General features: G+C 37.6%; 10 protein-coding genes. 8 read left to right on the top strand and 2 right to left on the bottom strand.

The annotated features are described in order from the left end of the window. Nucleotides 1-212 precede the first annotated feature (212 nt). The 8 genes from K4L44_14610 (at nucleotide 213) to K4L44_14575 (ending at nucleotide 7,855) form a co-directional block, all read left to right on the top strand. Nucleotides 213-440 (top strand): hypothetical protein, encoded by a 228-nt coding sequence (locus K4L44_14610; GenBank protein QZE13777.1) that lies wholly within the window; start codon nucleotides 213-215, stop codon nucleotides 438-440. Nucleotides 441-528: 88 nt separating this feature from the next. Then, entirely contained in the window at nucleotides 529-1,359 is an 831-nt protein-coding gene (locus K4L44_14605; GenBank protein ID QZE13776.1) for a GLPGLI family protein, read from the top strand. Between the two features lie 291 nt (nucleotides 1,360-1,650). After that, nucleotides 1,651-1,878, top strand: coding sequence for a hypothetical protein (locus K4L44_14600; GenBank protein ID QZE13775.1), 228 nt, complete (start codon nucleotides 1,651-1,653; stop codon nucleotides 1,876-1,878). Nucleotides 1,879-1,959: 81 nt separating this feature from the next. After that, the gene (locus tag K4L44_14595) at nucleotides 1,960-2,790 is read left to right on the top strand and encodes a GLPGLI family protein (GenBank protein ID QZE13774.1); all 831 of its coding nucleotides are present in this window, start codon (nucleotides 1,960-1,962) and stop codon (nucleotides 2,788-2,790) included. A 284-nt stretch (nucleotides 2,791-3,074) separates the two neighbouring features. Beyond that, nucleotides 3,075-3,302 carry a hypothetical protein gene (locus K4L44_14590; protein QZE13773.1) on the top strand — a complete coding sequence of 76 codons (228 nt, stop codon included), beginning with the start codon at nucleotides 3,075-3,077 and terminating at the stop codon, nucleotides 3,300-3,302. A 75-nt stretch (nucleotides 3,303-3,377) separates the two neighbouring features. After that, complete coding sequence (locus K4L44_14585) at nucleotides 3,378-4,208, top strand: GLPGLI family protein (protein QZE13772.1); 831 nt, start codon at nucleotides 3,378-3,380, stop codon at nucleotides 4,206-4,208. 89 nt (nucleotides 4,209-4,297) lie between these two features. Next, entirely contained in the window at nucleotides 4,298-5,128 is an 831-nt protein-coding gene (locus K4L44_14580) for a GLPGLI family protein (GenBank protein QZE13771.1), read from the top strand. Nucleotides 5,129-5,215: 87 nt separating this feature from the next. Then, nucleotides 5,216-7,855, top strand: coding sequence for a hypothetical protein (locus K4L44_14575; GenBank protein QZE13770.1), 2,640 nt, complete (start codon nucleotides 5,216-5,218; stop codon nucleotides 7,853-7,855). A 70-nt stretch (nucleotides 7,856-7,925) separates the two neighbouring features. Here K4L44_14575 and K4L44_14570 read toward each other — a convergent pair whose 3' ends face one another. Together K4L44_14570 and K4L44_14565 are read right to left on the bottom strand one after the other, a co-directional pair. Then, a complete protein-coding gene (locus tag K4L44_14570) occupies nucleotides 7,926-10,181 on the bottom strand; it encodes a TonB-dependent receptor (protein ID QZE13769.1) in 2,256 nt (751 codons plus the stop codon). A 1,876-nt stretch (nucleotides 10,182-12,057) separates the two neighbouring features. Continuing rightward, a complete protein-coding gene (locus K4L44_14565) occupies nucleotides 12,058-14,358 on the bottom strand; it encodes a GH92 family glycosyl hydrolase (protein ID QZE13768.1) in 2,301 nt (766 codons plus the stop codon). Nucleotides 14,359-14,562 lie beyond the last annotated feature (204 nt).

Genomic DNA, 14,562 nt, shown 5'->3' with positions numbered 1-14,562 from the left:
TGAATCCTAGTTAACAGATATATTTATTATATTGTAATAGGCTTGTTTTATTATTGTAGTATTTGATGAATAAATAATATATCTAACTGATAAAAAACAGTATAGATAATTATATCTAAGTGAGTCCAATATTTTGAAATGTATATATATATATATATATTTCAAAATATTAGAGCAATAAAGCTCTAGCTAACTTTTAAATTATATTTGTTATGAAAAAGAAATTTTTGGTTTCCCTTGTTGCCATTATTTTATTGGCAGTACCTGCTTTTGCTGCCATGACAGTTTATGTCGATTGTGGGGATGGAACAGGAATGTATACTTTAATTGAAGGCTCTACAGAAAAAGAGCATAAAGCAAATATTGAAGAGGCTAAAGAAGCGATTTGTGGTTCTTCTGAAGAAATACAAGCAGCCCCTGTAGCTGCTCAAAAAGCGTAGCCTGGGGAGGATTCCTTACAAAAATACCTCGGGGTGAATTTATCCACTCTGAGGTAAACAATAAATGTCATTAAAAACCTAAACTATAATGAAAAAACTCCTACCCTTACTACTTTTTCTGTTGATCCCCGGCTTTCTAAGTGCGAAGAATTATACGGTAATTGATACCACGAAGGTTTCATTCTATTACGACTATACCTTCGTAAAAGATACTACAAATATGACAGAATTACGTCATGATGATATGGTTCTACAGGTAGGATCTCGTTTTGCTCGTTTTAGCCATAATTTTCAAGTTGAATTAGATTCCGCATGTTATATTTATCGGGATTATACCTTCGAAGAGCGATATAAATATATCAAGGATGTCTTTACGCTTCAGGGGCCATCTAAATATAGTTTTTATACGTTATATAAAGATTATCCTCGCAAGAGAGAATATTCGATGGATTTTTATATCAATAAAAATAATATTCGGATTTCTGAACCTATGGTTCAGGGGTGGAACATAGAGGAGAATCAAGATACGACGATTATGGGGCACTCTTGCAGTTTGGCTACTTGTCACTATGCGGGACGCGATTATCGTGCATGGTATACATTGGATATCCCTATAAGCATGGGACCTTATAAGTTTGATGGACTTCCCGGTTTGGTTATGCGAGTGGAAGACACGAAGAAACAGCATGTTTTTCAGTTATATAAAATAGAGAAACGAAAACGTAAGATGTTCTATGTAGAACATGATAAAGAGATAAAAGCAAATCCGGAGGATCTATGTGGTATCTTTCGTAATAATATTCAAAAACGTTATCGAGAAATAACAGGAGGGAAAAAAGTGCAGTTTGACGATCCAAGTCTCAATTCTCGCCTTGCAATAGTAATAAATTCCTACAACAATTTTATTGAACGCTATTGAGAGTCTAAAGATTCTATTTGAGGAGAAATGTTGAAGATTGTAGTTGATCGATAGATCCTATCTTTTACAAGTCGAAGTATTCTGGTGGGGATTAACAAAAGTATTTATTATATTGGTAAGGGCTTTCTATTTGCTATATGTGATAAGTCAGGTATTATTATATCTATTTGATACATATATTGTAATAGTAGTTTGAAAAAGTTAAACGATTGTTTTGCCATGTAGATATATATATATATTTAAATTTATTAGAGCAATAAGGCTCTAGCTAACTTTTAGATTATATTTGTTATGAAAAAGAAATTTTTGGTTTCCCTTGTTGCCATTATTTTATTGGCAGGACCAGCTTTTGCTGCAATTACTGTTTATATCGACTGTGGAGATGGTGATGGGATGTATACTCTTGTTGAGGGTTCAACACCTGAAGAATATGCTAAAAACTTGGAAGGGGCAAAGAAAGCTATTTGTGGTGCAATAAAAATGAAAAAAGCTCCTGATGCTCTAGTAAAAGAGGACTAGGCAGTCAAATTGAACTAATTTAATCCTAGAGGAAAACTTTCCTCTAGGATTAATAAAAGAATAAACTAAACCTAAGATATAATGAAAAAACAGCTATTCTTTTTTATAATCTTAACGATATCAAACTCTTTGAAAGCAAAGGATATTGTCATTATTGATACAACAAAAGTTTCCTTCTATTATGACTATACTTTTGTAAAAGACACGAATAATATCACAGAATTAAGTCATGACGATATGGTCTTACAGGTTGGATCCCATTGTGCTCGTTTTAGTCATTTATTTGAAGTCGAGTTGGATTCTGCTTGCTATAAGTATAGGGATTACACCTTTGAAGAACAGTATAAGTATATTAAAGATGTGTTCACATTAACCTGTCCATCCAAATTTAGTTATTATAGGTTATATAAGAATTATCCGAAAGTAAGGGAGTACTCAATGGAGTTCTTGTCTAATAAAAGTTTTATTCGAACACAGGAGCCTATGGATAAGATTTGGAGCTTAGAGGAAGCAAAAGATACGACGATTATGGGGCACTCTTGCAGTTTGGCCACTTGTCACTATGCGGGACGTGATTATCGGGCATGGTACACGTTGGATATCCCAATCAGTTTTGGGCCTTATAAATTTGACGGATTGCCCGGATTGGTCATGCGAGTGGAAGACAGCGAGAAGCAGCATGTGTTTCAGCTATATAAAATAGGAAAACGAAAACGTAAAATGTTTTATGTAGAACAGGATAATGAGATTAAAGCAAATCCCGAAGAACTTTGTGGTATTTTTCGAAACAATATTCAACAGCGTTATCGTCAAGTTACAGGTGGTAAGAAATTGCAATTCGACGATCCCAGTATGAATGCACGACTTGCCAATTACGTTATCTCTTATAACAACTTTATTGAACGCTATTGATAACCTAAAGATTTTTATTTGAGGAGAAATGTTTAAGATTGTAGTTCGTCGATAGATCCGATCTTTTACAAGTCGAAGTATTTTGACGTGGATTAACAAAAGTATTTATTATATTGGTAAGGGCTTTCTATTTGCTATATGTGATAAGTCAGGTGTTATTATATCTATTTGATAGATATATTGTAATAGTAGTTTGAAAAAGTTAAACGATTGTTTTGTCATGTATATATATTTAAATTTATTAGAGCAATAAAGCTCTAGCTAACTTTTAAATTATATTTGTTATGAAAAAGAAATTTTTGGTTTCCCTTGTTGCCATTATTCTATTTGCAGGACCAGCTTTTGCTACCATGACGGAATGGATCGATTGTGGAGATGGAATAGGAATGTTTTGCTTGATTGAAGGAACAACCGCAGCAGAGCATGAAAAGAATAGGGAAGAAGCAGAAAAAGCGATTTGTGGTGCAATAAAAAAGAAAGAAGCTCCTGAAACTCCTGAAAATGTGGATTAGGTCGTTAAATTGAACTAATTTATCTCATAGAGGAAAATCTTCCTCTATGATTTTAAAAAATAAACCTAAGATATAATGAAAAAACTACTACCCTTACTACTATTCTTTATGATGATCGGCACATTGAAAGCTGATGATTACACCATTATCGATACAACAAAAGTTTCCTTTTATTATGATTATACTTTTGTAAGAGACACTAATAATATAACAGATATCGATCATGACGATATGGTTCTTCAGGTTGGAAGTCATTGTGCTCGTTTTAGCCACACTTCTCAAGTTGAGTTAGACTCTGCAACTTATATTTATAGGGATTACACCTTCGAAGAGCAGTATAAATATATAAAGGATATATTGGCTCTACCATCTTCTTCTAAATATAGTTCGTATACGTTATGTAAAGGGTATCCTAAAAAGGATGAATACTCCATACATTTCTATATCAATAAAAAATTTCTTCGAATTGTAGAACCTATATTTACGAGTTGGAATTTAGAGGAAGCAAAAGATACTACGATAATGGGACACCCGTGTAGCTTGGCTACTTGTAACTATGCGGGACGTGATTATCGGGCGTGGTATACGTTGGATATTCCAATCAGTTTTGGTCCTTATAAATTTGACGGATTGCCTGGATTGGTCATGCGAGTGGAAGATACGAAGAAACAGCATGTTTTTCAGCTATATAAAATAGAGAAACGAAAACGTAAGATGTTTTATGTGGAGTATGATAACCAGATTAAAGTAAATCCCGAAGCACTTTGTGGTGTTTTTAGAAATAATATACAACAGCGTTATAGGCAAACTACAGGTGGAAAGAAATTACAGTTTGACGATCCCAGTATGAATGCACGAATTGCCAATTATATTATCTCTCATAACAACTTTATTGAACGCTATTGATAACCTAAAGATATTAGAAAAATCTTTGAAGTTGATCTCATTTATTCGTAGTCAAGTATAATCTACTTAACCCCAAAAATCTAAATCCTATGAAGAATTTCGTATATGTTATATTATTATGGATATCATACTGCCCCATAATGGCACAAGAGTATACTATTATCGATACAACCAAGGTCAACTTCTATTATGACTATACTTTTGTAAGAGATACAACAGATCTAACTCTTAAAAGTCATGATGATATGGTGTTACAGGTAGGCGAAAAATATGCCCGTTTTAGTCATACCACAGATGTTGAAGTCGACTCAGCACTCTATCTTTATCGGGACTACACTTTTCACGAGCAACTTAAGTTGGCAAATGATGTTTTTCAATTACCTGGAACCTCAAAATATAGTTTCTATCGATTATATAAAAACTATCCTAAAAAGAGTCAGTATTCCATGGATTTTTATTCCAATAAAAGTCATATTCGAATTGCTGAACCAATATTTCAGAGTTGGAATTTAGAGGAAGCGCAAGACACCACGATTATGGGCTATCGATGTAGTATGGCTACTTGTCACTATGCGGGACGCGATTATCGGGCGTGGTATACGTTGGATATCCCTATTAGTATGGGGCCTTATAAGTTTGATGGACTTCCCGGTTTGGTGGTGCGTGTCGAAGACAGTGAAAAGCAGCATGTGTTTCAGCTATATAAAATTGGCAAACGTAAGCGTAAGATCTTCTATGTAAAAAATGACAAAGAGATAAAAGCGTGTTCTGAGGAGCTTAGTAAGATATTTTACCAAGGATTACAGACTCGTTATCGTTCTGTCACAGGGGGGAAAGTTTTTCAATTTGATGATCAAAGTTATAATGCCAAAATTGGGAGATATATTCTATCTCATAACAACTTTATTGAGCGTTACTAAATATCTGTGTGCCCCTCAGAGTTTGTGGGTGTCTATGAATGGATACCCTAACTCCTAAAGAATCTATTAAAACAATAAACCAACCAAATGAAGTACTTTCCTCTCTTACTATTTCTATTGTTCTCTCTCTATGGCACCGCACAAAATAAAATTTCGGGACATCTCTTTTGCGAAAAGAGTAACGATCTTTTTGGGATTGTGGTGACCATGCATCCTGATAGTCTAAGCAAAAAGACATTGGCATACTGTGTTAGTGACGAAAAGGGGGATTTTAAGTTAAGTTATAAGGGAGAGGTAGACCATCAGGTTTTGCGCTTCAGGTCTCTTGCTTTTCATGATACACTCGTTGCGATTGCTTCGCCTGTAAAGCCTTTAAATATTCAAATGTATTTGGAGAAGATGGATATTGAAGAGGTCAATGTTCGAGGCGAACCTGTCGTGCAATATGGCGATACTACGAGCTTTCTTGCGAGTTCTTTTGTCCAGAGAAAAGATTTCTCTATTGCGGATGCCATTAAACGGATGCCTGGGTTAGAGGTGACAGGAGATGGAGAAGTACTCTACCAAGGTGCACCCATTGAGAAGTTCTACGTGGAGGGGTTAGATTTGATGGGCAAAGGTTATGGAACCGTGACGAAGAATCTTCCTCATAAAAGTGTTTCGTCGGTACAGGTCCTGCACAACCATCAAACGATGAAGATGATGGAGGATAAAGTGACCACCAATGCGACCTCGTTGAATATAAAACTCAAAAGAGCGGTGACTGTAACAGGTAGCGGCTCTGTGGGGATGGGATATAAACCACTATCTCACTATCTCAATCTTACCCCAATGACCTTTACCAAGAAGTACCAGATGGTCAACTCATTTCAGATGAATAATATTGGAGATCGACTTGAGAAGCAAGCAGACATGGAAAGTGCTGCGAGGGGGGGGACAGGTTCTGTGAGTCGTTACCATTCGAAACTGAATATTCCAAGCTATGCAGTCCCGATGATTTCAGAATCTCGATATTTAGACAACAACGACTATTATGCAAGTGCCAATGGCCTATATAATCTAAAAAATGGATCGGTATTAAAGATCAATGGAAAGTTTCTTGATTCCGAGATACAGAGTGAAAAGGCTTCCCAAACCAAATATATGCTAGACAATAACCCTTATCGCATCAATGAATCGTTTCAAAGTACCCAAAAAAGACGAATGGGCAATCTGAACTTAACGCTCTCTCGCAACTTAAAATCTATGTATCTAGAGAATGTTTTAGGATATGTACAGTATTGGGATAAAGGATCTTCGACCATCACCTCTGATTCGGTTCAAACGTTGTCCTTAAGTACTCCCCACAAGAGCGTTTACAATCTTCTTCATATTGCGATACCCATAGGCGATAGTTTCTTAGATTTCAACTCCACTATCGACTTAGACGAGACTTCCGAGTCCCTATCTTTTGAGCCTACCGTCTTTCAAGACCTTCTTCAAGACCAGAGTAATCTTTCTGTGGCACGACAGGAGGTCTATACTCGCTCGGCAAAGATGAGCGCACAGGTGAAGTTTGGTCATAAAAAGAGTCGTATGCTTTATGAGGGAGTGGTGGGAGCCTCATTGAATGCCGATTGGAGTAGTACAGATATGTATTCGCATCAAGCCAAAATTGATGCATTCGGATATTCCAATGACTTAAACACGAAGAATGCCAATGGCTACCTTATGCCAAGATTCACCTATGAACACAAGGGCATAAAGCTGATGTTCTCTTCTCCAATTTATCGTAAATGGATATCCATCGATGATCGTATCTATGAAGGCTCTTTAGACAAACAGCTTTGGTTGTGGTCCCCTTTATTGAGCTCTGATCTTCAGTTAGGTTCATTCACTACCATGATTGCTAGCTTACAAGAACAACGTAGTATTAACTCTCCCAATGGGCTATTAAAGGGGAATATTGTCTATAGTCATCGTTCTATGCAGAGCAACCAGAGTGATTTGTACAAGAAGCGTAGCCGCAACTATCGATTAGAGTTTAAATATGACCAACCATTGAAAGGATATAATGCCTATATTCGAGGTTACTACAATCATCGTTTCAATGACTATATCAGTGATATAGACCAGCGTTCTCCTGGAGTCTTTTCAAGCAAGATGGTGGCAAAAGAGAATGAACCGATCTTATGGGGAGGAAGTAGTGAATTCGGATACTATTGGTTGGGACAGCAGACCAATATTGCGGTTGGTGCAGATTTCCTTGCCCAAACAAACTATTATCTTTCACAGAATGAGTTGAGGCAGTCCGATTTTTCCACCGCTACGGTAAACTTTCAGTTGGGAATAGGGAAATGGACTGGTATAGGGTTAGATTATATAGGCAAGTATACCATAGGAGTTCAAGAGATGATGGGAGCGAAGAGTACTTTTAGACAGCAAAACCATAAGGGTACTGTCAGTTTTTATCCTTCGGATAATCAATGGTTCACAGGTATTGTAGAGTACACCACTCTAGATTCTGAGGGACACCCATTTCAACAAGCGCTGTTTACAGATATTATCTATACTTGGAGCCCTAAAGGTCGTTTTCGATTCTCATTGAATGTGAACAACCTTTTTGATGTAAAATCATTTGATACAGTTCAACAAAGTGACTATTATACAGGAACCACCTCTTATCAATTAAGACCACGCTGTTTTATTTTAAAGATATCAGCCAGTATGGGGAGATCGGGCAAATAAGAACAAAGGCTCTTAGACACCCTTTTATGTGGGAGTCTAAGAGCCAGTAGTCTTTTTAAAATGTACTTCTTTAGAAAATAGGGATCTTCAGCCCAAGTTGAACAGAACGTCCCATATTAAGTAGTCCCAAATCTTTATATCTCGATAGGTGACTTGTATAAGCTTTGTCAAAAAGATTGTTTACAGAAAGATCCAACTGGAAATCTCTATGTAACCAATGGATCGTTCCTTTGGCTCCTAAGTTGACCAGACCATAGCCATCAGTAGGTGTTTCGTATGCAGCCACACGATCTTGTTTGAAGGTGTAGTTATAAGCAACAAATAGGTTTAGTTCTACCGTTGATTTCGTAGGAATATCAAAAGCGAGCTTGTTGTTAATACTCGTTGCGGGGGTCAGTGCAATATAATCTCCTTCATCGTCTTTGCTATAAACCATACTCAAGTCCGAGTTAAAGTGTAGCCAGTGCATGCTATGAGGGTGATAGTGTATTCCAGCTTCTCCACCCCAAAGGGTAGCATTGCTCTGCTCGTATTGATAGACAGGTAGCCCCTCCTTTTCTTGCCCTGTTGGAGTCAGATAGATATAATCTTGAATACGATTCACAAAAGGGTTTGCATACCATCCGAAATGATCGTTTTGTTGTGATACTGCTACATCAAATTGGTATGCCTGTTCTTTCTCTAAGTTCGGGTTGCCAATCTCATAACGATTCGCAGATGGATGTGATCCGTTACTTGCCAACTCATAAATATTTGGTGCTCTGTAACCTGAAGAAAAGTTCGTTTTAATAGACATATTATCGCTAGGACTCCAGTGTACTCCAGCAGATAGTGTTGCAGCACCATCTGTTCTCTGTTGGTGTGTCCCATCATCTAACTTGCTATCCATATGTTGAACATCGTAACGAAGCCCACCAAGTAACGATACTCTATCGCTCACTCCCCAATGATAGGTTGAGAAGAGTCCTATATTTTTGGTGATGGTATTAGGGATTAATGTCTCTTCGGATAGATTTTCATTATTCTGATACATTCCTTGAGATCCAATGATCCACTCATTGACACCTCCGTAAGACTTAACCCATTGGGCATTGTAGGTGTAGGTCTGCAGTTTCATATCCAATCCTACATGTTCCTCGTCCTCATGGTGCTCTCCTTCGTGCTCTTCTTCATGATGCTCTTCTTCTGCTTCGTGTCCATGCTCATGCTCTTCTTCTCCTTCTATCTCTTGGCGATGGTTGAGTACATACCCTAAATTCAATTTAATCTTAGAAGTAGGAAGATAGAAGATGTTTTCACTACTCACTACATCAGTTCTAATTGGTTGATAAGGCGCAGTCATCTCTCTTCCTCTCTCTCCCCCAGTGGCTCCATCCTCATTGATGCCATACTGTTCATATAGGTGATCGTAGGTGAGACTTGAAGACCACTTCTTGCTTCTATAACCAATCTTACCTGTTACGTCATAGGTATTGAAGCGTGTGTTGTTTACAACATTTCCATTTCCATCTGTATAGTCTTCGTGATTTCTTTGACTACCGCTCAGGTTAAAACTCCACTTCTCTCCACTCCAATAAGCCTTCCCATAGCTATCTATCCCTCTTGTGTTGGCATTATAACTTGAACCAACCTCTACCTTCATGGTGTCGCTTGAAACAAAACGATCGTCTACCAAATAGAGAACCCCTCCGAGTGCATCGCTACCATAAAGTAAACTAGCAGGGCCTTTGATCACTTCGATATTCTCTATACCAGTAGCATCGACTCCCAAGCCGTGTTCAGCACCCCATTGCTGGTTTTCTAATCGGATACCATGGGTGTAAGTTGCGATTCTTGTTCCAGATAGACCTCTAATAGTTGGTTTTCCAATGGCGGCCCCTGTGGTTACTTGTGTTACCCCAGGAATACTAGCAATCGTTTCAGATAGCGAGTTTTGTATGGATGCATCTTTCATTTTAAGCAGTGCCACATTCATCACCTCCTGCTTCTGTAGTACAGGAGTAGATCCAGACACCACTACTTCGTCAATTTTAAGATGAGAAGGTTTCAATACGATCTGATCCGTTGATTTTAGATTCTTAACCCAAACAATTTGTGTCTCAAATCCAATAGAAGCTACTTGAAGTTTGCTGTTCTCTGTGTTGGTAGGAAGTGTAATAACCCCCTCTTTATCTGTGACAAAGCCTTGTTGGTTGTCTGCATTATAAAGTGTGGCAAAAGGAATCCCTTTTTGGTCTTCCTGTGATATGATGGTGATGTTTTTTTGAGCGTACAAGGCTGGGACCATTGTTAAAATGGTCAAGATAGTTAAAAATACACTTTTCATTTTGAGTGAATTTTATGTGATTACAATGATTGTTTAAAAAATAATGTATGTAATCTACATAGGAGGACCTCGATGAAAACGATTCAGATGAATCGATATAACAGACTTCGCAGGAATTCCATCTATCCACAGAATCCTTCTGCTCTCTATGTTTTCTGTAAGAGATAAGAGGGTTGGGGTAATTTGTGGAGGAAAGTGTTTGAACCAATCACAGAGATATTCCTTGCTTCCCCATGATGGAGTATTGGAATGAGGTGACGTGTGATGGGTGCATACATGCGTCTGATTTGTCTCCTGCTGTTGGCTTCGGTGAAAGTGGGTGTGAGAAATAAAAGCAATAACAAATGAGAATAAGTAGAGACACAAAGCCCCTATACTTCTCCTTTTATTATTACTGTTTTTTCGTAGCCACATACCTTATAGGATTATTAAAGACAAAAATAACGATAAAATTGTCTTTTATGTAATCTTAATAACATTATTTACTCTTCTATATAATAATCGAGAGAGAGGAAGATAAAAACGGGAGATATTCACCTGTTGTCTGTCTCTTAAACAGGTGAAAAATCTCCCTTATTGCCAAACATAGTTGGCAATATCTTTATTATGTTGTATTTACCGCTACTCCCATTATATGGGCTTTATTCGAAGTGAAATCGATTGTTCAATTTTTTTTAAAAATAGAGTCTCTATTGTTCTAAATAAGCCATGATCTTTATTTCTGCTCAAAGGAAAAGTTTTATGTTATAAAATACAAACCGTTCAAGGATATTAAATGACTATTTTATAAATAAACAACATTTTTCGTGTCTCCCAATGATTTGTTTTTTTTGGTAAATAGATCTTAATGATGTCCATATTTACATAATTGTTTGACTTTTTTGGGATATTGTATGAATAATGCAGTTGTCTTGAGTTATGTTTAATACAATCTCCTTTTTATCTATATTATATGGTAGTTCAGAGTATTACCATGTCTGATAAAATATAGGTTGTTTTATTTCGTATAGGCTGAAACTTTGTTGTTTCGGTGGTCTCAGATTGAATGTCGACTGACCAAATAGTCTGAGCGATTTTTATTGACTATCGAATGTTAGAATAAGTTGTTCTAGTTATAAAATCATTGTGTGGCTATCTATATTATACGAGAAGATATTGGTGGGGTTATAAAAAAAATTGCTTATAGCAAACGTTGCAGTCTTGTCTAACATAAACAGAACCGCAGAATCTGACGATAGTAATTACAACCACAACCCCGTTGATACATGGCGCTGACTTGCCTAGGAGAATCAGAACTATTCCAAACATAACTACAATTTTAGGATCTTTCTTTTGAAGAGTTATCCTTACGATCGATCGCATGATATTAGACAAGGGAGTGCCTTGTCTATACGATTGAAACAATATCTTTAGTATCAGTTGGTTGTGTGTTTTAACCCTTCGACAAGCTCAGGGACCTTTCCTCAATATTACAGGTTACCGAACTTATCGAAGGCCAGTAAACCAATTCGCATATCAATCTACAATCAGATGTAGCAAGATTTCATAACCACAATATCGTATCCGAGCCGTAGAGATAAAGGAATAACAAGGTACTGCCTGTTCTAACGTAGGCAGAACCATTAAAATATAAACAGAATCGCAGAGACGACAGTAATTGCAACCACAATATCGTATCCGAGTCATAGATACAACATCCCAAACAGAATCGAAATATCATATCCAAAAAAACGTACTGTTCTCAATATTCGATCCTATTTCATGACCACAAAACACATCTATAATTTACAGTGTTTTTATTGATATAAAAAAAGCCTTATTAGCGTAGCACGCTAATAAGGCTTTAGGTTTTTATGGAAAATATAATGGGTTTACATTATTTTTCGTTAGAGTAAGAATAAGGGAAGTCGGATGTCTTTGTTCCCCTCTTCTTGTTGGCTTTTTCGCTCATCTGAAGCTTCAAAGTACCCCCTTTGGTGATCTGTTTGTGTGTAAGGTATGTCTTTGTATATTGCTTCCCGTTTAGGGTCGCATTTTTGATATAGACATTCTTATGGCTGTTGTTTCCAGCTTCTATCACAAACTTGTTCCCGTTTTCAAGAGTCATGGTGATCTTCTTGAATAGAGGAGATCCCATTGCATACTCACCAGTACCAGGAGCCACTGGATAGAATCCCATCGCAGAGAAGACATACCAAGCAGAAGTCTGCCCATTGTCTTCATCACCACAAAGTCCATCAGCATTTGGAGTATACAACTTGTCCATTACATTTCTTGTCCAATATTGTGCTTTCCAAGGCTGTCCTAGCCAGTTGTAAAGATAGATTGCATGCTGTATAGGTTGGTTCCCATGTGCATACTGTCCCATATCTGCGATCAACATCTCTGTAATCTCATGAATTTGGAATCCATAGTACGACTCATCAAAAGTAGGAGCAGAGGTAAATACTTGATCTAGTTTATCTGCCATCTTATCTCTACCTCCATAAAGTGTAGCCAATCCTTCTGGGTCGTGGAAAACAGACCATGTATAGTGCCATGCAGATCCTTCAGTAAATGCATCCCCCCATTTATCAGGACGTGCTCCAGACCATGATCCATCTCTGTTTTTACCAGACATAAATCCAGTACTTGCATCGAATAGATTCTTATAGTTATCTGCTCTCTTTGCAAAAAGATCAATCTGATCTTGAGGTTTTTTCAATGCCTTACTCAATTCGTAAATACACCAGTCATCATAAGCATATTCTAATGTACGAGCTGCATTCTCATTTACTCCAGAATCGTAAGGTACATACCCATACTTGTTGTAATCCTCTGCACCATAACGACCAACAGAGTTTAACGGTCCTTTACTCTTCGTGTTCTTAATGATTGCTTCGTAAAGTGTTTCGATATCATATCCACGGATTCCTTTTAGATAAGCATCTGCAATAAGAGAAGCTGAGTTTGAGCCAATCATACAGTCACGGTGACCTGGACTAGCCCATTCAGGAAGCCAACCACTCTCTTTGTATGTATTCACCAAACCAGCCATAATGTGGCTATCTAGTTCTGGATACATCAAAGTAAAGAATGGGAAGACTGCTCTAAAGGTATCCCAGAATCCGTTGTCTGTAAACATATATCCTTTTTCTACTTTGCCGTTATAAGGGCTATAGTGTACAATCTCTTTTTTGCCATTGATCTCATAGAATTTACGAGGGAACAACATCGTTCTGTAAAGGGCAGTATAGAATGTGCGATATTGGTCTTTAGTACCTCCCTCTACTTGTATTTTAGAAAGCTCTTTGTTCCAAGCTGCAGTAGCCTTTGCATGGGTCTTATCGAAACTGTCGTTTCCAACCTCTTGCTTCAAGTTGCGTTCAGCCTGCTCTAAGCTAATAAAAGAGGAAGCCACGCGTGCATGAATCTTCTCGCCTGCTTTGGTTTCAAAGGTAAGCACCGCACCCACATGATAGCCTTCTGCCTCTTTGCTATTTGGTGCGTAGTTGGCTTTAGGCTCTTTGGCTTTCTTACTATCCCAAGTACCGACACTTTTGAATGCTTTGTCAAAATAGATCACGAAGTAGTTATGGAAGTTTTCAGGTACGCCGCCGCTGTTGTTGCGACAATACCCTACCACTTTGCGCTCTTTAGGATAGATCTTCACGTGAGATCCCTTGAAGAAACCATCCACTAAGATATGCGCTTGGTCTGTTTTAGGAAATGTAAAACGAAACTGTGCGGCACGCTCAGTAGGAGTTATCTCTGTCGTTACATCGTAGTCTGCTAAGTAGACACGGTAGTAATTTGGTTTCGACACTTCCGCTTTGTGTGAAAACCATGCCGCGCGGTCTTTCCCTAAGATCTTAAGATCTCCTGTTTCTGGAAAGATAGAGAATGCTGCATAATCATTAATCCATGGGCTAGGTTGGTGAGTCTGCTTAAAACCACGAATCTTTTTTGTGTGATAAGCATAGGTCCATCCATCCCCCATAGGTCCTGTTTGTGGAGTCCAAAAGTTCATCCCCCATGGAAGGGCAATTGCTGGATATGTATTCCCATTAGACAACGAAAAGTCAGAATCGCTACCAATTAATGGGTTCACATAGTCTACTAAGTTTTTGTTCTTCGATGCATACGTGCCAAACGTAGTACATAAAAGAACAAGTAAGGTAAGTATCCTGTTCTTCATAAATATATGATATAATGTAAGTAATTTTCGATAAATTAAGTGTAGATCTTAACGATCGGTTGGATCTATTGGTCTAATAATAGATGGGAGCGAACTTTGAGTGAATACTCTCTTTCAGAGTACAATAAGTAAGTTGTTTCATGCTCTTATTACAAGCAAAGGTATTAAATAGTTCCGTGCCTAAAATATGTTGTAGGGCATGTT

The organism is Prolixibacteraceae bacterium (assembly GCA_019720755.1).
GTDB lineage: Bacteria > Bacteroidota > Bacteroidia > Bacteroidales > Prolixibacteraceae > Halosquirtibacter > Halosquirtibacter laminarini.
Note: the sequence above shows the minus strand (reverse complement) of the source record. Positions and strands in the feature narration are given on the sequence as shown.